Origin of the sequence: Streptomyces sp. NPDC059828, assembly GCF_042731955.1 — a bacterium.
Classification (GTDB): domain Bacteria; phylum Actinomycetota; class Actinomycetes; order Streptomycetales; family Streptomycetaceae; genus Streptomyces.
The window spans coordinates 70,102-95,935 of record NZ_JBHWIW010000027.1; the positions used below are offsets into that span (position 1 = coordinate 70,102).

Consider the following 25,834-nt stretch of genomic DNA (forward strand, 5'->3'; position numbering starts at 1 on the left):
ACGCTAACGGGAAGGCGGCGTCGTGTCCGCAGGCCCCGGGGCACGATGCCGTGCCCGAAGAGGCGAGGCCGGCGGTCCGACCGCGCCGCCGGCGCCCTCGGGACTCTCGGGATCCGTCGTCACAGAGCCCTGTGGTAGTGGTTGTCAGGGTCGCTGATGAAGTGCTCGTAGGAATTAGCCGCGAAGATCGGCCACGATTCCACCGGGATGATCGGAACGCGCCGCAGCTCCACCAGGACCTGCTTGCGGTCACCCGTCGGTCCGCTCCACTCGTCGACCGGGCGTCCGATGTCGACCGGCGGCTTTCCGCTGGGCCACACCGGGTCTCGCCCTGACATGACCTCGTGGACGACATCCCGGCAGACCTGGTTGCTGGCCGCCAGCTCGTCGTGCAGCGACTTCAGCAGCGCGGTGAGTTTGTTCCCGTCCACACTGTCGCCGATCACCTCGTCATCGACAAGGCTGTTCCACAGCGTGCCCATGTCGGTCTTGAGCAGGAGCGGCATGTCCTTTTCCACTCTCGTCGGGAACGTCGAGAGGTGGACGGCGGCCGAGGCCATGGCTTGGAACATGCCGCGCACGCTGGCGAGTTGTTCGGCCGTCGCTGTCTCACTCATCTTGAAGTACCTGATGAGTCTGCTGTCCTTGATCTTGAGGATCTTCGCGGCGACCGCGGCGTTGACCGACATCTCGTCCTGGGTCTCCTCGGATCGCCAGTACCCGCCGTCGACGCCGTAGAAGTTCTCGGAGTGCTCATCGTCGGAATGCGCCAGCCTATTCATGCCAGGCAGGGCATCCAGCGGTACATCCGGATTCACCTGCGGCTGGCCCATGTTGTCGGCCTCCGTCACGATCACGGTGACATCCTCATTTCCGAGTTCGAACTCGGGCGTGGCTTCCGGATCCTGGCTCTGGTCGGCCCTGGTTTGGCGGTATATCGCTTGCGCCACCCGCGAGATCTCACTCATGACCGCGTCGAGCAGCCGCATGTCGGTGAACGGATGTGTGACGAACTCCAGATTGGCGTCGCCATCCTGGACGACGTACCAGTGCTGGCCGTAGTACTGGGTCGGGATTTGGTACGGCTCCTCGTATTCGTTGTCCTCGTCGACCTCGACTTCGCTGTTCAACTGCTGGAACTCGAAGCCGACCGCGGCTCGCTGCACGAACCCCGCGTGGTCGTCGCCGCCGTGCGCCTGGACGGCGGAGTCATGCTCGTGCCCGCCCTCCTGCGGCCCGACCGCACGCTGCACCGGAGCGGGACCCGTCATCACCCGCGTCGCGTTGGCCTCGGCGGCGCGCTCGTAGCTGTCGCTCGGGTCGCTGACGCGGAGCCCGCCGCCGTTGTCGGTGCCGGCGACCGGGCCCTGGCTCTGCTGGATCACATGGGTGAGCTCGTGCGCCAGGGTGTGCTTGTCCCGGCCGTTCCACACGACATGGCTGCCGGAGGTGTACGCGCTGGCGCCGATCTCGGCCGCCGACCGCTGGGCCACGGCATCCGTGTGCACCCGTACCGAACTGAAGTCGACGCCTCCGAACCGCGCCGACATCTCGCCGCCCAGTGCCGAGTCCAGGGGCCGGCCGGCCGAGCCCAGTACCTGGTGCACCAGAGAGCTCCGCTGGACGGCGGGCTGCCGCTGATCGTGTCCGCAGCCGGCGGAGTGCTGGTGCCGCTCCGCGGCGACCGCGCGGGACACGGCCGCATTGCCCGCCGCACGCTGGAGGGCCAGGAGCCGCTGCGCGGACGTGCTCGACGACGCCCGCCCACGGGCCTTGTCCCGGTCACCGGCCTGGCTGCCGGTCCTCTGCTCTTGTCCGCGCACGATGCTCCCTCGCTGGATGACATCCCAGCGTTACCCGCTCGCTGCGGCTGCCGACAGGGCTTTGAGGGCAACCTCAGGGGCAGACACGTGAAGTCGAAGTGCTGCCGGGTTTGACGAACTGCCCATCGGGGCAACGGCAGTGCCCCCGAACAGGTACGGACGACCGTTCCGGACAGGGCCTTTCACTGCGGACAGTGAAGGCTGTCGTGTCTCGTACCCGAGGAGAAGAGCATGCCGTCCTACCTGTCGCCCGGCGTATACGTCGAGGAGGTGGCCAGTGGCTCGCGCCCCATCGAGGGGGTGGGGACGTCGGTGGCGGCCTTCGTGGGGCTGGCCCCCAACGGTCCGCTGAACCAGCCGACCCTGGTGACCAACTGGACCCAGTACGTCGCAGCCTTCGGTGACTTCACCGACGGGTACTACCTGGCGCACAGCGTCTACGGCTTCTTCAACAACGGCGGAACGGCCGCGTATGTCGTCCGCGTCGGCGGCGCGTCCGGAGGTGCCTCCGAGGCCTCCGTGTCCGCCGCGAGCGGTTCGGCCGTGAACGGTTCGGGCACCCCGGCCGCGCTGCCCCCGGGAGAGCCGCGTCAGCTCGGTACCTTCACCGTGACCGCCCTGGCGCCCGGCTCGCTGAGCGTCGAGGTCGCCGACCCGGAGGGCGACGGCGCGGCGGACCGGTTCAGGCTGATCGTCAAGAACGGTGACGAGGTCGCCGAGACGTTCAACGTCTCCGCCAAGAAGAGCGGTCGCAACTACGTCGTCACCCAGGTCAAGGAGCGCTCCAAGCTCATCACCGTGGAGGAGGCGGCTTCCGCCGCCCAGCTCGCCCGGCCCGAGAACCAGACCGTGGCACTGCCCGCCCCGGCCCCGGCCTCGACGGGCGGCGCACCCTCGACAGAGGTGGCGCAGGCATCGCACCCCGGCCCGGCCGACTACCTCGGCGACTCCGCCGACCGCACCGGCTTCGGCGGCCTGGAGGCGGTCGACGAGATCTCGATGGTCGCGGTGCCCGACCTGATGGCCGCCTATCAGCGCGGCGCGATCGACCTGGAGGGCGTCAAGGCCGTCCAGCTCGGTCTGATCGCACATTGCGAGCTGATGGGCGACCGTGTCGCCGTCATCGACCCCCCGCCCGGCCTCAACGCCCGCCAGGTCCAGGTGTGGCGCCAGGAGACCGCGGGCTACGACTCCAAGTACGCGGCCCTCTACTACCCCTGGATCAAGTCCTTCGACCCGGCCACCGGCCAGGCGCGCATGATTCCGCCGAGCGGTCACATCGCCGGTGTCTGGGCCCGCAACGACTCCGAGCGCGGAGTGCACAAGGCGCCCGCCAACGAGGTCGTACGCGGCGCCGTGGACCTGGAGATGCAGATCACCCGCGGTGAGCAGGACCTCCTCAACCCCGTGGGCGTCAACTGCATCCGCGCCTTCCCCGGCCGCGGCATCCGCGTCTGGGGCGCCCGCACCCTCTCCTCCGACCCGGCCTGGCGCTACCTGAACGTGCGCCGGTACTTCAACTACCTGGAGGAGTCGATCCTGATCGGCACCCAGTGGGTGGTGTTCGAGCCGAACGACCACGCGCTCTGGGCGCGGATCCGCCGCAACATCTCGGCGTTCCTGGTCAACGAGTGGCGCAGTGGCGCCCTCTTCGGTGCCCGGCCCGAAGAGGCCTACTACGTCAAGTGTGACGAGGAGACCAACCCGCCGGAGTCCGTCGACCTGGGCCGGGTGATCTGCGAGATCGGCATCGCACCGGTCAAGCCGGCCGAGTTCGTGGTGTTCCGCCTGGCCCAGTTCACCAGCGGAGGCGGGGAGCTGGAGGAGTAGACCGCCCTCGCCGCCCCGCACTCCCGTGTCCGGACAGAATTCGCAGAAAGACAGAGATAGATGAGTCTCCAGCCGGGTGACGCCCTCACCTCACATAATTTCGGCCTCCAGATCGACGGTGTGATGGTCGAGTACCTCGCGGAGGTCAGCGGCCTCAGCATCGAACAGGACGTCATCGAGTACCAGCAGGTCTCCGCGCAGGGCAAGCCGGTGACGAAGAAGATGCCCGGTGTGAAGAAGGCGGGCACCTGCACCGTCGTCCGCGGTATGACGCAGTCCGCGGCCTTCAACCAGTGGATCAACGAGTCCGTCAACGGCGCGATGGCCACGGCGCGGAAGAACGCCACCATCATGGTGATGGACTACCAGAACAACCCGGTCAAGCGGTACAACATGCGCAACGCCTGGTGCAGCAAGATCGACACCAGCACCGTGAAGGCCGGCGAGGCGTCCGCGCTCACCGAGACCGTGACCATCACCTTCGAAGAACTGGTCATCGAATAATGCGGCGCACGGCTCCCGGCGCCGGCAAGGCTGCGCTCACGGACAGTCCCCAGCCGGGGGCCGGTGCGGAACCGGAGCAGCCGCCGCCCGCCGCTGCCGCCCCGGCCCCCGCCGCACAGGCCCGACAGCTGCGCACGGAATTCGCGTTCGAGCTGCCGCGCGGATACGTCGACGAGTCCGGCACCGTCCACCGCGACGGGGTCATGCGGCTCGCGACCGCCCGGGACGAACTGGTGCCGCTGCGGGACATGCGGGTCCAGGAGAACCCGGCGTATCTGTCGGTGGTGCTGCTCGGCCGGGTGATCACGCGGCTCGGCACGCTGCCGCTGGTGCACGACGGGGTCGTGGAGAACATGTTCGCCTCCGACCTGGCGTTCCTGCAGGACTTCTACCGGCAGATCAACGCCGAGGGACACACCCGGGCGGGGGTCACCTGCCCGCACTGCGAGCAGCCGTTCGAGGTCGAACTCGGCGGGAGCCGCCTGGGGGAATCGTGACGTACGCGACCGACCGACTGCACGAGGAGATCGCGTACGTCGCCTACCACTTCCACTGGAACCTGGAGGAGATCCTGGACCTCGAACACCACGACCGCCGCCGCTACGCCGAGCAGATCGCGGGGCTCGTCGCGCGTGCCTCGGCGCGGGGGTGAGGGCATGGGATTCCTCAGCCGGTTCCGCAGGGACCGGGCGCAGCACACCCACACGGGCCCGACGGGCGGCACGGACTCGCCCGTGGCGCCCGTGGACTCCTCCGCACCTCTCGGTGCACCGTCACCTGGTGTGACCCGGTCGGCCGGGTGGTCCGGGCTGCCCCCGATCCAGCGGGTGACCGACGGCGTCAAGGCCCCGGTCTGCGACGGCGGTTTCGGCAGCAGGCTGACCACATGGCGCAGCCCCGCCTTCGCCGCGCCGCTGTCCCATGCGGTCCTAGACGAGGCGCCGAGTGGGCTGGTGCACGGCGTGCTGACCGCGTCGGCGCCCGCGACCGCCGGTCTTGAACTGCCAGCGCTCGCGCTGCCTGTCGCCCCTGACGGGGGCGCGGGCAACGCGATCGACGCTCCGGCGGTGCAGCGTGCCGTCCTGCCGACGGCCGAGCCGGTACGACCTCTGGGTGTCGCGGTGACCCCTGTGCCGGCCCCCGCCTCGCGGCCCGCCGCGCTGACCCGGGCGCGGAGCGTGCAGCGGAGGGAGCTTCCGGCTGTCCGGACGGCGGTTTCGGCTCCTGCGGGTGCCGCCGCCGGTCCGGTGCCGGTGCCTGACGGCGGTGCTGTCGCGGGTGTGTCTGCGGCTGTGCAGCGGTCTGTTGAGGGGGTGGCGGACGGTTCGGGCGGGGCCGGCGAAGGGGCGCCTTCCGCGCTGCCGGGTGCACCGGTCTCCGGTGCGGCCTCTGGTGCGGGTGCGGGTGCGTCCGGGTCGGTGTCGGGTGGGTCGGTTCAGCGGAGGCCGTTGCCCGGTGCGCCGGTGTCCGCGGAACCTTCCGGCGCCGCAGCCTCCGACGCCGCGCCCGCGCCTGGGCCTGCTGTGCCCGGCGACGGACGGCCGTCCGTGCAGCGGACCGCGTCTGCCGGTGACGGTGGGGCTGTGCCGGATGGTGTGCTGCCGCTGACGTCGGCCACCGCGCCGGTGAGGCCGTCGTCCTCTGGTGCGGCCTCTGGTGCGGGTGCGGGTGCGTCCAGCGCAGTGTCGGGTGGGTCGGTTCAGCGGAGGCCGTTGCTCGGTGCGCCGGTGTCCACGAGGCCCCCCGAGGCGACGCCCCTGCCTGGTCCTGCGGTGTCCGGCGACGGACAGCCCTCCCTTCAGCGGAGGGAGCTTCCAGCTGCCCGGACGGAGGTTCCGGCTCCTGCGGGTGCCGCCGCCGGTCCGGTGCCGATGCCGGACGGCGTTGCTGTCGCGGGTGTGTCTGCGGCTGTGCAGCGATCCGTCGCGGGCGCGCCGGACGGTTCGGGCGGGGCCGGCGAAGGGGCGCCTTCCGCGCTGCCGGGTGCACCGGTTTCCGGTGCGGCTCCGGCCGGGTCGGCGTCAAGCAGGTCCGTGTCCGGGCCTGCTGGGGCCGATGGGGGACGGCCGTCCGTGCAGCGGACCGCGTCTGCCGGTGACGGTGGGGCTGTGCCGGGTGGTGTGCTGCCGCGGGCGTCGGCCACCGCGCCGGTGAGGCCGTCGGTTTCCGGTGCGGGTGCGGGTGCGGGTGCGTCCGGGGCGGTGTCGGGTGCGGTGTCGGGTGGGTCGGTGCAGCGGAGGCCGTTGCTGGGTGCGCCGATGTCCGCGGCGCCTTCCGATGCGACGCCCCTCATCGGGCGGGCAGTGCCGGGCAGTGCCGGGCGGCCCGCGTCGCGGCAGGCCGCCTCCGGCTCTGATCAGGGAGCCGCGAAGAGCGGTGCCGCACCGCGAACACCAGCTCCCGCAGCGCCCGCAGCGGCAGTTCAGCGCTCATTCGACCCGTTGCCTCCTCCGTCCGCCGTCCACCCGGCAGCCTCGGGTCCGTCGGTGCCCGACCCGATCCCCGTGACTCGCATGGCCACGCCGCCGTCCGTCGACACCGCACCGGCCTCCGCCAGGGCGGCGGGCGTCCGCGACACCGGCGACCCGAACGGACCGGGTACGACGCCCCCCGTCGTGCAGCGCCGTGCCGCACCCGCACCCGCGCCCGGGATCACGCGGCAGCAGGCTCCAGCGCCGCGCCACGGCCGGGCGCTGACCCCTGCCCGTGCACTCACCCTTCCGCCGGAGCCCACTGCCGCACACCGCCCGGAGGCTCCGGTCGCCGCCGTACCGCTGCGGCGGCTGCCCTCCACGCAGTCCGTGCAGCGGCACCCGGCAGCGTCGTCCGGCCGTGCGCAGCGAAGGCCGGGCACCCCGTCCTCACCGGCCCCTGACAACGCGGGCGAGGGCGGCGGTGCCGGTCCTGCGCCGACGGCGCAGCGTGCCGTGGCACCCAGGCCTCCGGCAGGACGGCCGGAGGCACCGGGTGGCACGACGCCCGAGGCGCCGCAGCCCCGGACCGCGCGTCCCGGGGCTGTATCCGTCCCGTCCCGGGTGGCCGCCGTGCCCGTGGTGCAGCCCCGGCACTTGGGCGGGCCACGCGGTGGTGCGCTTCCGGGGAATGCCGGGACAACGGCTCCGCACCACGGCTCTTTGAGCGGGAACCCCTCGGCGCCGGTGGCACAGCGCCATGCAAAGCCCGGAACTGCGCGGACACTTCAGGCTCCGACAGCCCGGTCCACGGCCCTGCCCACACCCTCGGCTGCGGGCGGCCCGTCCGCCGCGGCGACCCCCGCTGTCCAGCGCTCCGCGGACCGCGGATCCGCGCACGGCGCGGCTGCGACCGGTGGGGGCGTGCCCCTCGGCGGCGCCCTGGCGGCGGACGGTAACGCGATGAACAGCGGCCGGGCCCCGCTCAGTCCGGGCCATCCCGTGCAGCGCCTGTCCGCCCCGGCGACCGGCCCGGTCACCCCGACTACGGCCCCGGCCGCTCCGGCGACCGGCCCGGTCATCCCGTCGCCCGGCGGCGACTCCGTGCTCCCGTCCGCACCTGGCGCCCACGTGCCACGGCCCGGCAGCATGCCGGGGCCCCGGCGCGGTCTCGGTGCTCCGGACGTTCAGCGGTCCGTCGCCACGCGGGTCCCGGTCGCGCCTGCCCCCGTGCCATCGACCCTCCCCGAGGGTGCGCCGACAGCCGACGGCCAAGCCCCCGGCCCGCTGCCGTCATCACCACCTCCCGCTGCCGGCGCACTCATGCCGCCGCCCGCGGCGGCGGGGAGCGGCACTCCCGCCGCCGTCCAGCGCCTCCCGCTGCCGGCCCCGGCCTCCGCGCCGGACGGCCCCGCTGCGCACCCGGCGGGTCCCGCCATCACCGGCCCGGGTGACGCGCCGCTCACGATGCGCCGCGCCGTCACCCCGCCCGTACAGCGAGCACCGGACCCCGGCCGGCACACGCCGCCGCCGTCCCCGCCCGCGGTGCAGCGGGCCGCGACGGCACCGCGCGTGCCGCCTCCGGCCTCCGCCACGGCGCAGCGCCGTGCGGCCGGGACACCACCGCGCCCCACCAACGGCGCGGACGACGGCGCCCCGCCTCCGCACAAGCCCGCCGACTTCGACCCACGTGCGCTGACCGGCGCCCAGATCGACGAGCTGACCCACCGGCTCATCGGGCCGTTGACGCGCCTGCTGCGCACCGAACTCCGGCTCGACCGCGAGCGGATCGGAAGGCTCCGCGACCCGCGCCACTGACCCCGCAGACCGACACTCCGACCGACCCGGCACCACCCCAGAAAGGCCCACCCGATGCCCAGCGAACGCGACCCGGGCTCCAGCATCTTCTTCACCCTGACCATCGACGGCGAGAGCCTCGGCCGCTTCAACGGGTGCGAGGGGCTCTCCTCGACGGTGGAGATCGAGCAGCACCAGGAGGGCGGCAACAACGGGTTCGTATGGCAGCTCCCGTCCCGGGTGACCTTCTCCAACATCCGGCTGACCCGGCCGCTGACCTCGGAGACCGCCAAGGTCGCGGCGTGGATCTCCTCCGTGACCACGGGCGTCACCCGGCCCACCGCCCAGATCGCCGCCCTGCGCGCCGACGGCTCCGAGGTGGCCCGCTGGGGCCTCATCGACGTGCTGCCGGTCAGCTGGCAGGGCCCGTCCCTCGACCCGGCCAGCCCCCAAGTGGCCACGGAGGTCCTGGAGATCGCCCACCACGGGTTCACGGACTGAGTCGACGCGCACGGGACGGACTGAGGGGAACGGGTAGTACACATGCCAAGCAAGGGCGCCAAGGGCGGCGCGGGCCGGAGTCTGGTCCGCGCCACGCTCGCCATCCATGAACCGCCGATCGGGCACAGCACCACACCCGGCGGGTTGATCAAGAACTTCGCTTTCGACTTCAACCCGGCGCAGCTCGCGCTGAGCCGCCGCGCGCGGTGGAAGACCACCCCCACGGCGGCGGTACGCGCCGGCGCGCTGCCCGAGTTCATGGGGCCCGAGCCCCGGGAGATGACCCTGGAGGTGTTCCTCGACTCCTCCGACGAGCCGAGCGGCAACTCCGTGCTGAAGAAGGTGGAGGCGCTCTTCTCCTGCTGCGAGGTCACCTCGAAGAGCATCGCCGCCAAGCAGCCGTCCACACCGTGGGTGGTGTTCCAGTGGGGTGCCTTCTCCACCGCCCGCTTCACGGCGTACGTGTCCTCGGTGGACGCCACCTACACCCTGTTCGGCACCACCGGTGTGCCGATCCGGGCCACCTGCCAGGTGCATCTGCACGAGATCCCCAGCCGTACCAAGGGACAGAACCCCACCTCCGGCGCGCTCACGGCACGCCGCGTCCACCGGGTCGTCGCCGGTGACTCGTTGGAGTCGCTGGCCTGGCGGGAGTACGGCGACGCGGCCGGCTGGCGGGCGATCGCCGAGGCCAACGGCATCGACGACCCCTCGCGGCTGCGGACCGGAGTGGAACTGGTGCTTCCCGCGGCGGAAGAAGTGGGGGCCGTCTGATGGTGCAGGCGTCCTTCTCCAACGTCATCCACGTCACCGTCGACGGCGCCAAACTCCCCGACGAGTACGCGAACGCCCTCGTCGGCGCCTGGGTCGACCTCGGCGCCGGCGTGCCAGGGGCGTTCCGGATCACCTTCCGGGACCCGCACGGACTGCTGCTCGGCAAGCTGGGTGTGGACTTCGGCAGCAAGGTGGTCCTGGCCCCCGTGTCGTCCGGCCAGGGCGCCGGGACGCCGCTGCTGACGGGCGAGGTCACCGCTATGGAGACCGACTACGACGGCACCGGCACGTTCACCGTCGTACGCGGCTACGACCAGGGCCACCGCCTGATGCGGCAGCGCAGGGTCGCCGCGTACCGCAACCAGACCGCGGCCGACATCGCCCGCAAGCTGGCGGGGACGAGCGGTATCCCGGTCGGCAGGGTCCAGTCCACGAAGACGGTCTACGAGTTCATCAGCCAGGCCAACGTCACGGACTGGGACTTCCTCGCCAGGCTCGCCGACGAGAACGAGATGGTGATGTCCCTGGACGGCAAGGGCAAGTTCCAGTTCGCCGCCCCGGACCCCGCCTCCGGCGCGCCCCCGACCAGCTTGGAAGGCGAGAAGAGCCCGTTCGTCCTGCACGCCGGTCAGGACGTGCTGCGCTGCCGTGCCGCGGTCACCGCGGCCGACCAGGTCGGCACGGTCGAGTCCAGGGGCTGGGACGTCACCACGAAGAAGAAGCTCACGGCCACGGCGCGCGGGGCTGCCAACCCCGGTATCTCCATCGGCACGTCGCCCGGAAAGGCCGGGGCCCGTTTCGGGACCGCCAAACTGGTCGGCACCGACACCCCCTACGACCGCCAGTCCGAGGTGGGCTCCGCGGCCCGCTCCCTCGCCGACGACATCACCTCCTCCTTCGCGGAGCTGGAGGTCACCGTGCGCGGAAATCCCCGGCTGCGCCCAGGGGTGCCGGTGACACTCAGGGACGTGGGAGCCCCGTTCGAGGGCAAGTACACGGCCACCTCCGTGCGGCATGTCTTCGGCAACGGAGGCGAGTACACCACCTGGGTGACGGTCAGCGGCCGCCAGTGGCGCTCCCTGTACGGCCTCACCTCCGGTGGCGGCGGGTCCGCCCCGCCGAGGCTGCCGAGCGTGGCCAACGCGCTGGTCACCGATGTGCAGGACCCGCTGAAGCAGGGCAGGGTGAAGCTCCAGTTCCCCTGGCTCGACGACGCGTACGTCAGCGACTGGACCCGCACCGTCCAGCTCGGCGGCAAGGGCGGCGGGGGAGTGTTCCCGATGGATGTCGGGGACGAGGTGCTGGTGGCCTTCGACCGGGGGGCGCTGGACCACCCGTTCGTCATCGGGGGCCTCTACAACGGCCGGGACACGCCGACCGCCGTCAAGGACGTGCCGCTGCACGACGGGCTGCGCAAGCAGGCGGTCCGGCACACCCTGTCCGACCGGCAGGGCAACCGGGTGGACCTGCTCAGCCAGCAGACCGGCGCCCGCAGGCAGGGCGTGCGGATCGCCACCGGCGACGACCGGCTCACCGTCCGGCTCGACCGCACCAAGACCGAGATCACCGTGGACAGCAAGGGCTCCGTCACCATCAAGGGCGGCCGTGAGGTCTCGGTGGAGGCCGGTACGGACCTCACCCTGAGCGCGCGCCGGTCCCTGACCATCAAGAGCGGCGGGCCCCTTCGTATCGAGGGCCGTGGCCTCGTCAACCTCAAGTCGCTCACCGGCGCGGTCAATCTGAACGCGTTGGGCGCCATCGACCTCAAGGCCACGGGCAGTGCGACGATCGGCGCCGCGAGCGTCCAGATCAACGCCATCGCCAACGCGGGCGTCCGCGCTGTCAGCATCCCGCTCATGGGCCTGGTGACCGCCAACGGAAAGCCGGTGATCTGATGTCCGAGCAGTTCGTCGGCTCCGGCTGGGCCTTCCCGATGAGGATCGGACCCACCGGCGCCATCGCCCTGGTCAGCGGGGAGCGGGAGATCGAGGAGGCGATCCGGCTCGTGCTGGCCACCGCGCCGGGGGAGCGGCCCATGCGCCCCGAATACGGCTGCGCCATCCACGACTTGGTGTTCGCCCCGGTCAACGAGGCCACTGCGGGACGTATCCAGCACGAGGTGTACGCGAGCCTCGACCGCTGGGAACCCCGGATCGAGGTCAACGACGTCGAGGTGACCGCGGGCGCCGAACAGGGCGTGCTGTACATCGACGTGCGCTACTCGATCCGCGGCACCAACAACCCGCGCAGCCTCGTCTTCCCCTTCTACGTCATTCCCGAACACGACGAGCCCGGACCGGGCGACTCTGGCGATCTCCAGGAAAGCGACCGCTGATGGCCCTGCCCTCCCCGAACCTCGACGACCGTCGCTTCCAGCAGTTCGTCGACGACGCCAAGCGCTACATCCAGCAGCGCGCCCCCGAGTGGACCGACCACAACGTGTCGGACCCCGGCGTCACGCTCGTGGAAGCGGTCGCCCACATGGCCGACCAGATCGTGTACCGGCTCAACCGCGTGCCCGAGAAGAACCACCTGGCCTTCCTGGACCTCGTCGGGATCACGCTGTTCCCGCCCGTGGCCGCCCGCACCGGCGTCACCTTCTGGCTCTCCGCCCCGCAGGAGGAGCCCATCGTCCTGCCGACCGGTACCGAGGTCGCCACGCCCCGCACCGAGAGCGAGGACGCCGTCGTCTTCGCGACCGAGCGCGGACTCACCGTCCCGCCCTGCGAGTTGACGCACGTGGTCGTGCAGCACAGCGGCGCCGCCGTCACCGACCGCACCGACGACCTCGCCGAGGGCAAGGACGTGTCCTGCTTCGCCGACGCCCCGCGCTCCGGTGACTGCATGCTGCTCGGTCTGAGCGCCGCCGTACCGCACTGCGCGGTGGCACTGGAACTCGACAGCCGGGTCGACGGCGTGGGCGTCGATCCGCGTCAACCGCCCCTGGTGTGGGAGGCGTGGACCGAGGACGGCTGGGCGCAGTGCGAGGTGGACCGGGACGGCACCGGCGGCCTCAACCGGCCGGGCGAGATCGTGCTGCACATCCCCGGCGGTCACGCCGTGTCCCGCACCGGCGGCCGCCAGGCCGGCTGGCTGCGCTGCCGGGTCACCGAACCGCTGCCCGGCCAGCCCTTCTACAGTCTCTCCCCGACCATCCGGTCCGCCGTGGCGTTCACCGTCGGCGGCACCACGGTCGCCGTACACGCCGACACGGTGTACGACGAGGCCCTCGGCGAATCCACCGGGCTGCCGGGCCAGCGGCTGCGGCTGGCCAACGCGCCCGTGGTCGGCGACGATCCACCGCTGCTCCTCCAGACGGCCGGGCACGACGGCTGGACCGACTGGACGGTCGTCCCGCACTTCGCCGCCTCGGGACCGCTGGACCGGCACATCACCCTGGACGCCGCGACCGGCGAGATCGCCTTCGGCCCCGCCGTACGGGAATCCGACGGCACCCTGCGGCAGTACGGGGCCACCCCGCCCAAGGGTGCGGTGATCCGGGCCCGTCGCTACCGCACCGGCGGGGGCAGGGCAGGAAACGTGGCGCGCGGCGCCGTCCGGGTGCTGCGCAGCTCCATCCCGTATGTGGCGGAGGTCGTCAACCGGGAGGCAGCCCGTGGCGGGGTCGACGGTGAGACCGTCGAGGAGGCCAAGGTCCGCGCGCCCATCTCCCTCCGCGCCCAGGAGCGGGCCGTCACCTTGCGGGACTACGAGGAACTGGCCCGCCGAGCCGCCCCCGAGACGGCCCGGATCACCTGCATCGAAGGCGACGAGGGCGAGCACGGGGCGTACGCCGTCCGGGTGCTGGTCGTGCCCCAGGCAGTGCCGGACCCGGGTGGCCGACTGCGGTTCGAGCAACTCGTGCCCGGAAAGGCGTTGCTGGACCGGATCACCCGTCATCTGGACGAACGGCGGCTGATCGGGACCCGGTTGGCGGTCGGACCGCCCTTCTACCAGGGCGTCACCGTCGTCGCCACCGTCCACGCCTTCCGCGGTGTCGACACCGACCGCGTGCGCCGCGAGGTCCATGACGCGCTGTACCGGCACATCGATCCGCTCACCGGTGGTGCCGACGGCAAGGGCTGGCCGTTCGGACGTCCGGTCCAGTCCGGTGAGGTCTTCGCCGTGCTCCAGCGAGTGCCCGGTGTCGAACTCGTGGACGAGGTACAGCTCCACCCGGCCGACCCGCTGACCGGGAAGCGGGGTGACGCGACGGACCGTATCGACCTCGAGGCCCCGTCCCTGGTGTTCTCCTTCGACCACCGGGTCCGCGTGATCGGCGACGCCTCATGAGGGGATCCGTCGACGGACTGGGGTCATCAGCCCCGATCGGAGCGACGCTCCCGGCCGTCTTCGCCGACGACGACCTGGCGCAGCGCTTCGTCGCGGGCCTGGACGAGGTCATCGCGCCGATCCTCAACGTCCTGGACTGTCTGGACACCTACTTCACCCCGGCGCTCGCCCCGGCCGACTTCACCCAGTGGCTCGGCGGCTGGGTCGGCGCGGAGACCGACGGCACCGAGCCGGAGGACCGGCTGCGCACCGCCGTCGCCGCCGCCGCGCGCCTGCACCGCGTACGGGGCACCCGCCGCGGCCTGGCCGAAGCGGTCCGCCTGGCCTTCGGTGTGGAACCGGAGATCAGCGAGAGCGGTGCCGCCGAATGGAACGCCCGCCCCCTCGGCCCGGTCCCCGGCGAACGCCGTCCCCGGCTGCATGTCGTGCTCCGGCTGCCCGACCCGACCCCGGCGGACGCACACCGGCTCGACAGCCTCGTGGCGGCTGCCCGCCCCGCCCACATGCCCTACACGGTCCAGGTGACCGCCGCCGATTCCGAGAGGACTTCCGAGAGATGACCCGTCAGACCCCCGGCACCGCTACCGGGAGTGCAGGCGCCACCCACTGCGCCGAGTGCGGAACCCGGGCGGAACCAGGCCAGTCCTTCTGCGACTCGTGCGGGGAGGTGCTCCGCTGGGCGGACAGCGGGGAGCAGGAAGGGAGCGGCTCCGTACGCCCCGGTACGGCTACCGGACCGGCGCCGGAAGCGGGTCCGGGCGACCCGGAGAGTCCGGGTGGCACCGGTCGGTCCGTCGCCGCCACGGGAGAGGACAGCACCCCCACCACCCCGGGGCCGGCCGCGGCTTCCGAGCCCGGCCCCGCCCCGGTTTCCGAGCCCGGCCCCGCCCCGGCCTCGAGTCCCGCGTCCGACCCCGGTCCCGCCGCCCCTGACAGCGCTCCCGGCCCTGAAGCCGATCCCGACGACACCGTCGCGCGGGCCAGGTCCCTGGTCGTGCCCGTCGGGGATCCCGAACCCCGCGCGGCGGCACGGCCGTCCGTGGCCCCCGTGCTCCCCGGCCGCCCGGACGCGGACCGCCCGCAGGTCCGCGCCCCGGGTCAGCAGCCCGTCGCCGAAGGCGGTGTGCCCTGCTCCGTGTGTGCCACCCCCAACCGGCCGGACCGCCACTTCTGTGTCCGGTGCGCCACACCGACGTCCGCAGCCGCCGGGGCTCCCGACCCCCGGCGCCGCCCATGGTGGCGACGCCTGCTGGACTTCCGTAACCGGGAGGCACCGTGGGCCGGTGACCGCCCACGCCTGCGCAGGAGCTTCGAGCGTGTTCTGAAGGTGGTCGTCGGCCTGCTGGTGCTGTCCGCACTGGTCGCCGCCGGCCTCCATACCGGTGAGGCCGTCGACGCGGTCCGCGATCACTTCGCCAAGCGCGCCCCGGTCTCACCGGACACCGTCGCCGCCTCGAAGTCGTACGCGGGTCAGGCTCCGGAACTCGTCGTCGACAAGCTCAACAACACGTGGTGGGGCCCGGGGATCAACGGCTCCGGCGAAGGAGAATGGTTCGAGGCCCGCTTCGACAGGCCCACCCGGCTACTGGACCTGGTCATCACACCCGGTGTCTCCATACGCCCGGACCAGCTCTCGCAGTCGGCGCTGCCCCACCGCCTCGACGCGGTGATCACCGATGCCAAGGGCAAGAAGGTCACGCGCTCGCTCACCCTCGACCAGGGCGCAGGACCACAGCGCATCCCCTTCAGGGTCGGTGAGGTCACCGCCGTCCGGTTCATCGTGCGCTCGGCCTACGGTGCCTCGGCCAACAAGCAGGTCGCCCTCGCCGAGATCGAGTTCTTCGGCGCGTCGAACAGCGGGAGGGGCACCGGCTGACCGCTTGCGCTCCCCGGCACGTGGGCCCCGGAAAAGTCGGCGAGGCACCGACTGCCCCGAGGCCCACGTGCTCTGTGCTCCGAGCCCCCGGAGCCGCGCCGCGGTCAGAGCCGCACCGGCAGCGCGATCAGTCCCCTGGCGCGGATCGAGGGACGCCAGCGCAGCTCGTCGCGAGGCACGTCCAACTTCAGTGCGGGGAAGCGGTGAAGCAGTGTGTTCACGGCGATCTGCGTCTCCAGCCGGGCCAGCGGGGCGCCCACGCAGTAGTGGATGCCGTGCCCGAGCGCGAGGTGGCCGGGGTCGCGTCGGTTCAGGTCGAGGCTGCCGGGGTCGGGGAACCGCACCGGGTCGCGGTTCGCTGACGCCAGCGACAGCATGACCGTCTCCCCGGCCGGGATCGTCACCCCGTCGAGCTCGATGTCCCGCACGGGAAAGCGGCGGATGGCGAGGGCAGCCGGTCCGTCGTACCGGGCGAACTCCTCCACGGCGTCCTCGATCCTTGAGGGATCATCCCGTAGCGCCGCCAGCTGATCCGGGTGGTCCAGCAGCGCCAGTACGGCGGTGCCGACGAGCTGCACCGTGTTCTCGTAGCCCGCGACGAGGATGAGGAACGCGAGCGAGGTCAGCTCGTCCTCGGTGAGTGCGTCCCCGTCGTCGCGCACGTCGACCAGGTCGCTCAGCAGGTCGTCACCCGGATCGCGGCGCTTGTCGGCGATCAGCCGGGGGAAGTACGCGATCATGGCGGCCACGGCCCGCTTCGCCGCGCCGGGGTCTTCCGGATCCGGGGCGACCAGGGCGTCGGTCCAGGCCCGGAAGTCCGGGCGGGAGTCGTGCGGCACACCCAGCAGGTCACAGATGACGGTGATGGGCAGCGGAGCGGCGTACTCCGACACGAGGTCGGCGCGCATCCGGCCGGCCATGGCGTCGCAGAGCTGGTCGGCCAGGGCCTCGATCCCCGGGCGCATTCCCTCCACACGACCAGGTGTGAAGGCCTTGCTGACCAGACGCCTGATCCGGGTGTGGTCCGGCGGGTCCATGTTCAGCAGGTTGGCATCGAGGGCCGGAGGCAGGGAGAAGCCCCGGTAGTTGCCGGGAGTCCGGTGCGCCTTGTCCAGGGACAGCCGCGGGTCGGCCAGCAACCGCCGCACGTCCCCGTAACGGCTGACGACCCATATGGGCAAGCCGTCGGGCCCGGTGATCCGGTGTGCCGGACCGGCTTCCCGGAGCCGGGTGTACGCCGCGTGGGGGTCGGCGACGAGTGCGGGCAGATCAGGGGAGACGGTATCCATGATCGACAGCCTAGACACGGACAAACGAGCGACGCACGGCACCAGTTGATCACGGCGAGACGCCTTTGATGCAATGGCGTGTATCCGTTCGAGAATGCGAGTGACTGGCGATGGCGAGCAACAGACCGACGAACTGGCCCCGTTCCGTGCTGCCCCGGACGCGGGCCATGTGGGTGCTGGCACTGAGCACACTGACCCGGAGCACCGGCAGTGGAACCGTTGTCGCCGTCATCGTCCTCTACCTCACCCGCTCCGTCGGCATCGACGCCACCCGGGTGGGCCTCGGCCTGACCGTCGCCGCCGTCGTGGGGATGGCCGCGAGCATCCCGGTCGGCCATGCCGCGGACGTCATAGGCGCGCGGAACACGGCGATCGGCGCGGTGGTGTTCCACGGCTCGGCCATCTGCTGCTACGCCTTCGTCGACGGCTTCGCCGGGCTCCTGACAGCGGCGGCCCTGGTGGCCGTCGCGGACGCGGCGTCCAGTGCCTCGCGAGGAGCACTCGTCGCGCTCGCCGTGCCCCAGAAGGACCGGGTGCGCACGCGCGCCTATCTGCGCTCGGTCACCAACATCGGGTTCTCCCTCGGCGCGCTCCTCGGCGGACTTGCCCTGGGGCACCACACCGAAGTGGGCTACACGTTCACGCTCCTGGGCTCCGGCGCCCTGTTCATCGTCTCGGGTCTGGCCCTCCTCGCCCTGGACCGCACGCCGCCCGTCCCCCGCCCCGAGGACGCCTCACCCTGGCAGGTGCTGAAGGACCGTCCGTTCGTCGCCGTCGGTGCCATCAACGCCGTGCTGATGATGAACGCGGGAATCCTCGAAGTCGCCCTCCCCCTCTGGATCGCCGAGCACACCCGGGCTCCGATGTCCCTCTTCGCGCCCCTGCTGCTGGTGAACACCGTGATGGTCGTCATCCTCCAGGTCCCCGTCAGCAGGGGAGCCGAGGACATCCGCGGCGGGGCACGGGCGATGGCCAGGGCCGGAGTGCTGCTGGCCGTCTGCTGCGCCGTCATCGCCCTGGCTGCCGGTCGCACGGCGTGGGTGGCGGGGGTCATCCTCGTGGCCGGGGTCGCCGTGCACACCGTGGGGGAGCTGCTCTACAGCGCCGGTTCGTGGGCGCTGGCGTACGAACTGGCCCCGGACCACGCACAGGGCCAGTACCAGGGCATGTTCGGCCTCACCACCCAGCTCGGTCTCGCGATCACCCCCGCGGTCACCGCGCTGCTCATCGTCCGCCACGGCTGGGTCGGCTGGCTGGTGATGGGCGCGCTGCTGGCCACGGCCGGTCTCGCGGCACCCGCGGTGGCCCGCTGGGCCGAACGCTCCCGAGGGCGCACGATCGCTCCCCCGGTGGAGACGGGTGTGTGACGGTGGGCCACCAAGCGGCACCGTCAGCCCGGGAAGACGGGTCGCCACCCGGGCCACACCCCGGTGGCGCGGCGCGCACCCGCGCCTGAACTCCACCGGACGGGCGGCCGGTGGCCCGAGCGGCTCGGACCGGCCCGGCGCAGCAGGCACTCCGGCGACCGGCGACGCGTGCTGCTGGAGTCGATCGGGCGGACGCGCTCCGCCGAGGGCGCCTGCGGGCCGCATGCCCCGCCTCCGTAGAGTGTGGAGCCATGCCGGCCGAATCCCCCCTGATACAGAGCATGCGTACGGCCGTCGCGGCCGCACCCGAAGATGTGCCGCTGCGATTGCACCTGGCCGAACTGCTGCTGGACGCGGGGCACCTGGAGGCCGCGGTGGTGGAGGTCGCCGTGACGCTCCAGCACGTGCCCGGTGATGCCCGGGCCCGTGAGTTGATGACACGGGCCATCGCTGCTCCGGCGCCCGTGACCGGCGCCCCCACGGCTCCTGGACCGTCCCCGACCGGTACCCCCGGATCCGGTGCCGGTTTCGACTGGAGGGCAGCCGAGGACCAGGTCGGCGACGTCGTGCCACCCCGGTTCGTGGCGGCGCCGCTCACCGTGGACGGCGAGGGCGATCCGGGGGATGCCGCCGCCTGGGATGTGGAGCGGCCCGGGACCCTCCGTCTCGCCGATGTGGGAGGCATGCAGGAGGTCAAGGAGCGGCTGGAGGCCGCCTTCCTGGCTCCGCTGCGCAATCCGGAGCTGCGCCGGCTCTACGGCAAGAGCCTGCGCGGCGGCCTGCTCCTGTACGGACCGCCCGGCTGCGGCAAGACCTTCATCGCACGGGCGGTGGCCGGTGAACTGGGAGCGGGATTCCTGTCCGTCTCGGTGAACGACGTGCTCGACATGTGGATCGGCAACTCCGAGCGCAACATGCACGAGATCTTCCGGACCGCCCGCCGCCAGGCACCGTGTGTGGTGTTCCTGGACGAGCTGGACGCGCTCGGCGGCAAGCGCAGCCGCACCCAGAGCAACGGTATGCGCACCACCGTCAACCAGTTGCTGACCGAGCTGGACGGCATCGACGGGGCCGCGAACGAAGGTGTGTTCGTGCTCGCGGCCACCAACGTGCCGTGGGACGTGGACATCGCCCTGCGTCGCCCCGGCCGACTGGACCGCACCCTGCTGGTGCTGCCGCCCGACGGCCCGGCCCGTGAGGCGGTCCTCCGCTACCACCTGCGCGACAAGCCCGTCGAGAACATCGACCTGGGCAGACTCGTCAAGGTCACCGACGGCCTGTCCGGCGCCGATCTTGCCCATGTGTGCGAGGCGGCGGCGGAGTACGCGCTGCTGGATTCGGCCCGCACCGGCACCGTACGCCTGATCGGGATGAACGACCTGTCGGCCGCGGTGAGGCAGGTCGTGCCCTCCACCGAACCCTGGTTCGCCGCCGCCCGCAATGTGGCGATGTACGCGAACGAGGGCGGGATGTACGACGACCTGGTTGCCTACCTGAAGAAGAAGCGGAAACTGTGACCACGCCCCACCCCACCGTCGAGCGGGCCCAGGCCCTGATCGACTTCGATCGCCACGACCAGGCCCGGGACCTGCTCGCGCGGCATCTCGCCGAAGAGCCCGGCGACGTGCGCGCCTGGGTCAAGATCGGCTACTGCCATCTGAACACTCAGGAGGCGCAGCAGGCACGGGACGCGGCCGCCGAGGCCCTCGCACTCGACCCCGAGGACTACGGCGCGCTCATCCTGCGTGCCGAGGCACTGACCAGAGGGCCTGGCAGCTCGTGGCGCGACGTCGAGCCCCTCCTGCGTGAAGCGGTCCGGATCAACCCCCACCACTGGTACGGGTATGCGATGCTCGCCGACGCCGTATGGCGTATGGCGATGGTCCGTTACACTCAGGCCAGCGGCACCAGAGCGGTCGGGCACGACGAGTTCGAGCTCGTCACCCGCGAAGCGGCCGGTATCGCCGCGGAAGCGCTGCGGCTCGGCCCCGATGAGGTCTACGCCCACGAAGTCGCCAAGCTCATCGCCGAGTTCTCGGGGCGCGCGGTCGCGGCCGACCAGCACGAGCGCGCCATTCTCCGGGTCGACCCCGCCCACACCGGGGCCCTGGTCAGCCAGACCAGGAAGGCGGCCGGAGCCCCGGGCGTCAATGCCGCCCGGGCGGCCGACCTGTACGCCACCGGGCTCGCCTCCGCGCCGGACTCCGCCGAGTTGCAGCGCGGCCTGGACGAGGCCACCTACCGCATGCTGCGCGGCATGCGCTGGCTCGCGCTGCTCTGTGTCGGCCTCGCCGGAGCGATGCTGGACCTGTGGGTCGCCGATGGCGAGGTGCCGAAGGAACTGCCGGTCTCACTCGGCCAGCGCCTCTGGTACCTCGTCCCGACAAGCGCCATCTGGGTCCTGGGCGCCCTGCTGCGCTACCGGCGGCGCCGTATGGGGGTCAGGCTCAACGTCCGGTCCCTGATAGGCCGGTTCCGATGGGCCCGTATCGCGGTGGCACAGGCGGCCTGGGCCATGCTGTGCGCGTTGCTGATCACGCAGGTCCCCTGGTCGGAGAGGACGTTGCCGCAGGTGCTGTTCTGGGCCGGTCTCGCGCCCACCTTGGCGACCATGTGGTTCGACCGGCCGAGAACAACGTAGCCCTATGGGCGCCAGTCCGCCTGCATGTCGTGGGAGGCGGTCTTGGTGAGCTGGGTCAGGCCGGTGCCGTCGGCCTTCACCAGGTAGAGGTGCTCGGGGTCCGCGTCATCGGTACCGCCCCTGGTGAAGACCAGACGGCTGCCGTCCGGGGACCATGAGGGGTTCTTGTCGTTCCGGCGGGCCGAGGTGATCCGGTGCAGTCCGGTGCCGTCGGGACGGATGACGTAGAGGCGGGCGAAGCCCGAGGAGTCCACACGGCTGAAGGCGATCCGGTTGGCGTGCGACCAGTCGGGCGTCCAGTCGTGGGAGCCGGGTGCGGTCACCGCGGTCTGGGCCAGGGTGGACAGCCGGACCCGCATCACCCTGCTGTTTCCGGCCGCGTCCGAGCGGTTGAACGCCAGGTACTTGCCGCTAGGGGACCACGTGGGATGAAGGTCGTCCGCCGTGTTGTGGGTGAGCCGGGTGGCCGGGGTGCCGTCGATGTCGGCCACATAGATCTCGCGCTGGGTCCCGACCGGCTTGGCGTAGGCGATCCGCTCGCCGTCCGGGGACCAGGCAGGGTCGGAGGCGCCCTTGGTGCCGGGGACGACCTTGAGATCCCCGCCCGTGGACTTCATGGTCCAGATGCCGTCGATCGCGCCACCGGACCCGTAGCGGACGAAGGCCACCCGCTTGCCGTCCGGGGACCAGGTGGGCATCACATCGCTGACGGTGGAGGTGTGGGTGAGCTTGACGGGCGTGCCGCCGCTGGAGGAGATCGCGTAGAGGTCCTCGATGGACGCCGCCGCGGTGTAACGGGCGAAGACGATGGGGTGGTCCGCCGCTGCCCCCGCGTCTCCTGCGGAGCTGAAGGTCAGAGGCACGGCCATGGCGAGGGCCGCAGCGGCCACCGCCGTCTGACGGCGCCGCGAGGGGCCGTGCCCGTGGGCTCTCCGAGCCTTGCCGCCGGTTCCGCCGGTGCCGGTGCGGTGCTGTCTGCGTGTCATGGTGTCCCCCCAGATCTTCCCCGCGTCCCGTCTCGGGCCGCTTCGTCCCGTGAACATCCCACCCGCCGGGCATGGGGGGAAGCGGCGCCACTCGGCGGTGCGAGCCCTGTGACATGTTCCGTACATCGCTGTCACATGCGCTGCGGTGGGGGAGCGGGGCGCGCGATTCGGGCGCGCCCCGCGGCGCTGGGCGGGATTCAGCCCCGGAGGAAGCCCACCAGCAGGGACGAGACCTCCTGGGGCCGTTCCAGACTCGGCAGATGACCGCCCCACGGCAGGTGCACCAGCCGGGCGCCGGTGATCTGGTCGGCCAGGTCCCGGGCCACGTCGGTGAAGTACTTCATGTCGTGCTCGCCCGTCACGATCAGCGTCCGCGCAGAGACGGACGACAGCTCGAATTCCGCCTCGACCGGATCGAACTCCTCCTCGGCGGCGAGCTGCACCTCATACGCGTGCCGCTGCATCGAACGCACCTGCTCGCGGGTGTCCTCGTCCGCGTCGGGGCCCAGCCAGGTGCGGACGTTGAGCTCCACGGCCCCATGCAGGTCGTCCGCATCGACCAGGGACTCCTCCTGCTCGTCGAAGGCGTCCAGCTCGTCGGTGGACGGATGGAAGGGCGACCCGGCCGACAGCAAGATCAGCGCGCTCAGCCGTTCCGGCCAGCGTGCCGCGAACTCCAGGGCGACCCGGCCGCCGTAGGACGAACCCACGACTGCCGCTTTCTCGATGCCCAGTTGGTCGAGCAGTTCCCGCACGTCCACCGCGTCGTTGCCCGGTTGCTGCGCCACGGGCGACTCGCCGTGCCCGCGGAAGTCGCAGCGCACCACCTGGTAGCCCGCGTCGATCAGGTCCTGCCACTGCGGATCCCACATGCGCCGGTCGCACACCGAGGAGTGCAGGAGGACGACCGCGTCGCCCGTACCCGCGGTGTCATGGGAAAGGGTCATGTGTATGTCTGTTCCTCACTATTGACGTGCAACTCTTCGACCGGCCGGTGATGGCACCGTATCCAGCCGTGGGTGTCGGCCGTGCGGCCTCGGTGAAGATCGGTGAGCGTAGCCCTCAGTTCCATGGTCACCGGGCCCGGCTGCCCACCACCGACGAGCCACGCCCCTTCCGTGTCCCGCACATGGCCGACCGGGGTGACCAGCGCCGCTGTACCGCAGGCGAACGTCTCGCTGATGACGCCCTCCTCGCACTCCTTGCGCCACTGCTCGACCGAGATCCGCTCCTCCGTGACGGCATAGCCCCGCTCTCCGGCGAGCGTCAGCAGCGAGTCGCGGGTGACACCCGGAAGGAGTGTGCCGGTGAGCGAGGGAGTCACCACGGTGGCGCCCGGCCCGGTGCCGCGGACGAAGAAGAGGTTCATGCCCCCCATTTCCTCCACCCAGCGGTTCTCCACCGCGTCCAGCCACACCACCTGCTGGCAGCCCGCGTCCGCCGCCGCCCGCTGGGCGAGAAACGCCCCCGCGTAGTTGCCGGGGCACTTGGCCTGCCCGGTGCCACCCGGAGCGGCCCGCGAGAACTCCCGGCTGATCAGCACCGACACCGGATCCGGCCGGTTCGAGAAGAAGCCGCCCGTCACGAATCCCATGAGCAGGAAGGTGTACGCGCGGGCGGGGCGCAGTGCCAGGGATGCCTCGGTCGCGAACATCAGCGGCCGCAGGTACAGGCTCACCTCCTCGTCGGCCGACAGCACTCCGCCGTCCGCGCCGACGAACGCGTCCACCGCCTGGATGAAGAGCCCCTCGGGCAGCTCCGGCATGGCCAGGCGCCGGGCCGACTGCCGGAACCGGCGCGCGTGCGCGTCGGGCCGGAACGTGCCGAGCGTGCCGTCCTGCCGGCGGTAGGTCTTCAACCCCTCGAACACCACCTGCCCGTAGTGCAGCCCCGCCATCGCCGGGCTGATCCGGAGATCGCCGAACGGCACCGCCTGCGGAGTGTCCGTCCAGCCGGCCTCGGCGGTCCAGGTCAACATCACCATGTGGTCGGTGAACTGCTCACCGAACGCAGGTCTCGTCGTCACCTGACGACTCCTTTACGTCTGTGGGTACTGCGTCAGACCAGGGGCGCGAAGAAGAAGGTGTCGCGCGTGCGGAACGCTCCGTCGGCGCTGAACGTGAAGAAGTCCGCGAAGCGCAGCGACACCTCCCGGCCGTTGTGCAACGTCCCCTCGAACGTCCCGTGCACCGCCGCACCGTCCTCCTGCACCAGCGCGGCCGACAGGGCGTGGCGGCCCTCCTTGATGACACGGTCCTCCCGGTAGAAGCGCTCCAGTGCCGCCCTGCCTACCAGGGGTTCGTACCCCGGGCGGCGGTAGACGGCCTCCGGGGCGAAGAGCTCCACGAGCCCGGGTACGTCGCCCGCGTCCACCAGCTCGTAGTAGTGGTGAATGCGCTTTTCCCTGTCCACGGTCAGCCTCCTGGGTGTACGTGCCAGTACGGGGGTGGGTCGACGCGGCTCGACTCAGTCGTGGGACGCCAGCCGGAGTGCGGCATCGCGGGCCGCGCGGGTGACCTCGTCGAGCTGCTCGGTCAGATAGAAGTGGCCGCCCGGGAAGCGGGTGGCGGTGAAGCGTTCCGTCGTGAGTTCGCCCCACGCACCCAGCAGCGAGTCGGTCGTCGACGGGTCCTCGATACCGCCCAGCGCCGTCACCGGCACCGGCAGCGGGGGACGGCCGACGAACCGGTAGGTCTCGCACAGTTCGTAGTCCGCTCGGAGCACCGGAAGCAGCAGCTTCAGAAGCTCCGGGTGCTCCAACACCTCACCCGCCGTCCCCTGCAGCGCCTCGACGTGCTGAGCCAGCCGGTCATCCGGAAGCCGGTGGACCACGCCGTACACGCTGGGCCGAGGCAGCTGCGGCCCCCCGTACCCCGAGACGACGAGGTGGACGGGCGGTCGGCCGACCGCCACCAGCTCGTGCGTCAGCTCGTAGGCGAGCAGTGCGCCCATGCTGTGCCCGAACAGGGCGAACGGCTTGCCGCCCGCGCGCTCCACCAGCGGTTCGACCAGGTCCTTCGCGATCACGGTCGCCGAAGTGACCGTCGGTTCGGCGAACCGGGCCTCGCGGCCCGGCAACTGCGCGGGCACCACCTCGACGTCCGGGCCGACCTTCGCCTGCCACTCCCGGTACGCCGAGGCTCCTGCACCGGCGTGCGGCAGGCAGAACAGCCGCGCCGCCGCGTCCGGTGCCGTGGTCTCCGCCGCGAACCAGCGGCCGGTCTTGGACTTCACCTGTCTCCTCGTTCCGTGGTGCTGGGGCCGGCCGTCTCCTCGGCCGGGCCGGCCGTGGTCGTGGTCGCGGTCACTCCTCGTGAGCCAGCCGCTCCGCGATCTCCTCGTCCGACAGCTCACCGATCTCCGCCAGCAACTGCTCCAGCTCGGCCACGTCGGGAGTCGCCGTCTGCTCGGCCTCGGCCCGGGTGATCACATCGGCGAGATCCCGCATGCCCGGGTTCTCGAACAGGGCGCGTAGGGGTAGTTCGATGCGGAATTGTTCGCGGATGCGGGCCATGAGTTGGGTGGCGAGGAGTGAGTGGCCGCCGAGTTGGAAGAAGTCGTCCTCCAGGCCGGCCCGCTCCACACCCAGCACTTCGGCGAAGAGAAGGGCGAGCAGATGCTCCTGGACGGTGCTGGGGGCCACGTATTCCGTGTGGTCGGCGAATTCCGGGGCGGGGAGGGCCGCGCGGTCGATTTTGCCGTTGGGGGTGAGGGGGAGTGTGTCGAGGTGGGTGATGGCTGA

The 25,834-nt window shown here is 71.6% G+C and carries 24 protein-coding genes; 15 read left to right on the forward strand and 9 right to left on the reverse strand.

The window, feature by feature from the left end; all coding sequences use genetic code 11:
- Nucleotides 1–119: 119 nt before the first annotated feature.
- Nucleotides 120–1,823, reverse strand: coding sequence for a DUF4157 domain-containing protein (locus tag ACFV6V_RS18140; protein WP_385565814.1), 1,704 nt, complete (start codon nucleotides 1,821–1,823; stop codon nucleotides 120–122).
- Nucleotides 1,824–2,054: 231 nt separating this feature from the next.
- Here ACFV6V_RS18140 and ACFV6V_RS18145 point away from each other — a divergent pair, with 231 nt between their 5' ends.
- From ACFV6V_RS18145 to ACFV6V_RS18160, 4 genes are read left to right on the forward strand one after another with little or no spacing between them, the layout of a single operon-like run.
- The gene (locus tag ACFV6V_RS18145) at nucleotides 2,055–3,653 is read left to right on the forward strand and encodes a phage tail sheath subtilisin-like domain-containing protein (RefSeq protein WP_385565815.1); all 1,599 of its coding nucleotides are present in this window, start codon (nucleotides 2,055–2,057) and stop codon (nucleotides 3,651–3,653) included.
- A gap of 60 nt (nucleotides 3,654–3,713) precedes the next feature.
- Nucleotides 3,714–4,157 (forward strand): phage tail protein, encoded by a 444-nt coding sequence (locus tag ACFV6V_RS18150; protein WP_093764440.1) that lies wholly within the window; start codon nucleotides 3,714–3,716, stop codon nucleotides 4,155–4,157.
- Nucleotides 4,157–4,654 (forward strand): hypothetical protein, encoded by a 498-nt coding sequence (locus tag ACFV6V_RS18155; protein WP_385565818.1) that lies wholly within the window; start codon nucleotides 4,157–4,159, stop codon nucleotides 4,652–4,654. The genes ACFV6V_RS18150 and ACFV6V_RS18155 overlap by 1 nt, the downstream gene beginning before the upstream one ends.
- The gene (locus ACFV6V_RS18160; RefSeq protein WP_385565820.1) at nucleotides 4,651–4,809 is read left to right on the forward strand and encodes a DUF6760 family protein; all 159 of its coding nucleotides are present in this window, start codon (nucleotides 4,651–4,653) and stop codon (nucleotides 4,807–4,809) included. Before ACFV6V_RS18155 ends, ACFV6V_RS18160 begins: the two co-directional genes overlap by 4 nt.
- A gap of 1,637 nt (nucleotides 4,810–6,446) precedes the next feature.
- Here ACFV6V_RS18160 and ACFV6V_RS18165 read toward each other — a convergent pair.
- Entirely contained in the window at nucleotides 6,447–6,590 is a 144-nt protein-coding gene (locus tag ACFV6V_RS18165) for a hypothetical protein (RefSeq protein WP_385565823.1), read from the reverse strand.
- Nucleotides 6,591–7,531: 941 nt separating this feature from the next.
- Here ACFV6V_RS18165 and ACFV6V_RS18170 point away from each other — a divergent pair.
- The 8 genes from ACFV6V_RS18170 to ACFV6V_RS18205 are packed head-to-tail and all read left to right on the forward strand — an operon-like array spanning nucleotide 7,532 to nucleotide 15,809.
- Nucleotides 7,532–8,386, forward strand: coding sequence for an extensin (locus tag ACFV6V_RS18170; RefSeq protein ID WP_385565826.1), 855 nt, complete (start codon nucleotides 7,532–7,534; stop codon nucleotides 8,384–8,386).
- Between the two features lie 54 nt (nucleotides 8,387–8,440).
- Nucleotides 8,441–8,866: a phage tail protein gene (locus ACFV6V_RS18175; protein WP_385565828.1), complete on the forward strand. Its 426-nt coding sequence runs from the start codon at nucleotides 8,441–8,443 to the stop codon at nucleotides 8,864–8,866.
- A 42-nt stretch (nucleotides 8,867–8,908) separates the two neighbouring features.
- The gene (locus ACFV6V_RS18180; protein ID WP_385565830.1) at nucleotides 8,909–9,640 is read left to right on the forward strand and encodes a LysM peptidoglycan-binding domain-containing protein; all 732 of its coding nucleotides are present in this window, start codon (nucleotides 8,909–8,911) and stop codon (nucleotides 9,638–9,640) included.
- Nucleotides 9,640–11,535: a VgrG-related protein gene (locus tag ACFV6V_RS18185; protein ID WP_385565833.1), complete on the forward strand. Its 1,896-nt coding sequence runs from the start codon at nucleotides 9,640–9,642 to the stop codon at nucleotides 11,533–11,535. The genes ACFV6V_RS18180 and ACFV6V_RS18185 overlap by 1 nt, the downstream gene beginning before the upstream one ends.
- Entirely contained in the window at nucleotides 11,535–11,975 is a 441-nt protein-coding gene (locus ACFV6V_RS18190) for a GPW/gp25 family protein (RefSeq protein ID WP_361290805.1), read from the forward strand. The genes ACFV6V_RS18185 and ACFV6V_RS18190 overlap by 1 nt, the downstream gene beginning before the upstream one ends.
- The gene (locus tag ACFV6V_RS18195; RefSeq protein ID WP_385565835.1) at nucleotides 11,975–13,933 is read left to right on the forward strand and encodes a putative baseplate assembly protein; all 1,959 of its coding nucleotides are present in this window, start codon (nucleotides 11,975–11,977) and stop codon (nucleotides 13,931–13,933) included. The genes ACFV6V_RS18190 and ACFV6V_RS18195 overlap by 1 nt, the downstream gene beginning before the upstream one ends.
- The gene (locus ACFV6V_RS18200; protein ID WP_385565838.1) at nucleotides 13,930–14,493 is read left to right on the forward strand and encodes a phage tail protein; all 564 of its coding nucleotides are present in this window, start codon (nucleotides 13,930–13,932) and stop codon (nucleotides 14,491–14,493) included. Before ACFV6V_RS18195 ends, ACFV6V_RS18200 begins: the two co-directional genes overlap by 4 nt.
- On the forward strand, nucleotides 14,490–15,809 hold the full coding sequence (locus ACFV6V_RS18205; RefSeq protein ID WP_385565840.1) for an NADase-type glycan-binding domain-containing protein: 1,320 nt from the start codon (nucleotides 14,490–14,492) through the stop codon (nucleotides 15,807–15,809). The genes ACFV6V_RS18200 and ACFV6V_RS18205 overlap by 4 nt, the downstream gene beginning before the upstream one ends.
- 104 nt (nucleotides 15,810–15,913) lie before the next feature.
- Here ACFV6V_RS18205 and ACFV6V_RS18210 read toward each other — a convergent pair whose 3' ends face one another.
- Complete coding sequence (locus ACFV6V_RS18210) at nucleotides 15,914–17,098, reverse strand: cytochrome P450 (RefSeq protein WP_385565842.1); 1,185 nt, start codon at nucleotides 17,096–17,098, stop codon at nucleotides 15,914–15,916.
- A 110-nt stretch (nucleotides 17,099–17,208) separates the two neighbouring features.
- On the opposite strand from ACFV6V_RS18210, the gene ACFV6V_RS18215 reads away from it, so the two are divergent.
- From ACFV6V_RS18215 to ACFV6V_RS18225, 3 genes are all read left to right on the forward strand, one after another.
- On the forward strand, nucleotides 17,209–18,465 hold the full coding sequence (locus ACFV6V_RS18215) for an MFS transporter (RefSeq protein ID WP_385565845.1): 1,257 nt from the start codon (nucleotides 17,209–17,211) through the stop codon (nucleotides 18,463–18,465).
- 251 nt (nucleotides 18,466–18,716) lie between these two features.
- Nucleotides 18,717–19,982 (forward strand): ATP-binding protein, encoded by a 1,266-nt coding sequence (locus ACFV6V_RS18220; protein ID WP_385565848.1) that lies wholly within the window; start codon nucleotides 18,717–18,719, stop codon nucleotides 19,980–19,982.
- Nucleotides 19,979–21,106 (forward strand): tetratricopeptide repeat protein, encoded by a 1,128-nt coding sequence (locus tag ACFV6V_RS18225; RefSeq protein WP_385565850.1) that lies wholly within the window; start codon nucleotides 19,979–19,981, stop codon nucleotides 21,104–21,106. The genes ACFV6V_RS18220 and ACFV6V_RS18225 overlap by 4 nt, the downstream gene beginning before the upstream one ends.
- A 2-nt stretch (nucleotides 21,107–21,108) precedes the next feature.
- Here ACFV6V_RS18225 and ACFV6V_RS18230 read toward each other — a convergent pair whose 3' ends face one another.
- The 6 genes from ACFV6V_RS18230 to ACFV6V_RS18255 form a co-directional block, all read right to left on the reverse strand.
- A complete protein-coding gene (locus ACFV6V_RS18230) occupies nucleotides 21,109–22,092 on the reverse strand; it encodes a hypothetical protein (protein ID WP_385565851.1) in 984 nt (327 codons plus the stop codon).
- 197 nt (nucleotides 22,093–22,289) lie between these two features.
- Nucleotides 22,290–23,039, reverse strand: coding sequence for an alpha/beta fold hydrolase (locus ACFV6V_RS18235; protein WP_385565853.1), 750 nt, complete (start codon nucleotides 23,037–23,039; stop codon nucleotides 22,290–22,292).
- Nucleotides 23,036–24,118, reverse strand: a complete 1,083-nt coding sequence (locus ACFV6V_RS18240) for a branched-chain amino acid aminotransferase (protein ID WP_385565855.1) — start codon at nucleotides 24,116–24,118, stop codon at nucleotides 23,036–23,038. Before ACFV6V_RS18240 ends, ACFV6V_RS18235 begins: the two co-directional genes overlap by 4 nt.
- Before the next feature lie 32 nt (nucleotides 24,119–24,150).
- Nucleotides 24,151–24,504: a nuclear transport factor 2 family protein gene (locus ACFV6V_RS18245; protein ID WP_385565857.1), complete on the reverse strand. Its 354-nt coding sequence runs from the start codon at nucleotides 24,502–24,504 to the stop codon at nucleotides 24,151–24,153.
- A 54-nt stretch (nucleotides 24,505–24,558) separates the two neighbouring features.
- The gene (locus ACFV6V_RS18250; protein WP_385565858.1) at nucleotides 24,559–25,326 is read right to left on the reverse strand and encodes a thioesterase II family protein; all 768 of its coding nucleotides are present in this window, start codon (nucleotides 25,324–25,326) and stop codon (nucleotides 24,559–24,561) included.
- Nucleotides 25,327–25,396: 70 nt separating this feature from the next.
- Nucleotides 25,397–25,834 (reverse strand): phosphopantetheine-binding protein (locus ACFV6V_RS18255; protein WP_385565861.1); only part of this gene is annotated, 438 nt, incomplete at its 5' end.

Coding starts and splice junctions, on each gene's coding strand:
- ACFV6V_RS18230 (WP_385565851.1), bottom strand. CDS start 22,092: ATGACACGCAGACAGCACCGCACCGGCACCGGCGGAACCGGCGGCAAG.
- ACFV6V_RS18235 (WP_385565853.1), bottom strand. CDS start 23,039: ATGACCCTTTCCCATGACACCGCGGGTACGGGCGACGCGGTCGTCCTC.
- ACFV6V_RS18205 (WP_385565840.1), top strand. CDS start 14,490: ATGACCCGTCAGACCCCCGGCACCGCTACCGGGAGTGCAGGCGCCACC.
- ACFV6V_RS18210 (WP_385565842.1), bottom strand. CDS start 17,098: ATGGATACCGTCTCCCCTGATCTGCCCGCACTCGTCGCCGACCCCCAC.
- ACFV6V_RS18195 (WP_385565835.1), top strand. CDS start 11,975: ATGGCCCTGCCCTCCCCGAACCTCGACGACCGTCGCTTCCAGCAGTTC.
- ACFV6V_RS18180 (WP_385565830.1), top strand. CDS start 8,909: ATGCCAAGCAAGGGCGCCAAGGGCGGCGCGGGCCGGAGTCTGGTCCGC.
- ACFV6V_RS18215 (WP_385565845.1), top strand. CDS start 17,209: ATGGCGAGCAACAGACCGACGAACTGGCCCCGTTCCGTGCTGCCCCGG.
- ACFV6V_RS18190 (WP_361290805.1), top strand. CDS start 11,535: ATGTCCGAGCAGTTCGTCGGCTCCGGCTGGGCCTTCCCGATGAGGATC.
- ACFV6V_RS18145 (WP_385565815.1), top strand. CDS start 2,055: ATGCCGTCCTACCTGTCGCCCGGCGTATACGTCGAGGAGGTGGCCAGT.
- ACFV6V_RS18200 (WP_385565838.1), top strand. CDS start 13,930: ATGAGGGGATCCGTCGACGGACTGGGGTCATCAGCCCCGATCGGAGCG.
- ACFV6V_RS18155 (WP_385565818.1), top strand. CDS start 4,157: ATGCGGCGCACGGCTCCCGGCGCCGGCAAGGCTGCGCTCACGGACAGT.
- ACFV6V_RS18185 (WP_385565833.1), top strand. CDS start 9,640: ATGGTGCAGGCGTCCTTCTCCAACGTCATCCACGTCACCGTCGACGGC.
- ACFV6V_RS18220 (WP_385565848.1), top strand. CDS start 18,717: ATGCCGGCCGAATCCCCCCTGATACAGAGCATGCGTACGGCCGTCGCG.
- ACFV6V_RS18165 (WP_385565823.1), bottom strand. CDS start 6,590: ATGAGCGCTGAACTGCCGCTGCGGGCGCTGCGGGAGCTGGTGTTCGCG.
- ACFV6V_RS18150 (WP_093764440.1), top strand. CDS start 3,714: ATGAGTCTCCAGCCGGGTGACGCCCTCACCTCACATAATTTCGGCCTC.
- ACFV6V_RS18170 (WP_385565826.1), top strand. CDS start 7,532: ATGAACAGCGGCCGGGCCCCGCTCAGTCCGGGCCATCCCGTGCAGCGC.
- ACFV6V_RS18175 (WP_385565828.1), top strand. CDS start 8,441: ATGCCCAGCGAACGCGACCCGGGCTCCAGCATCTTCTTCACCCTGACC.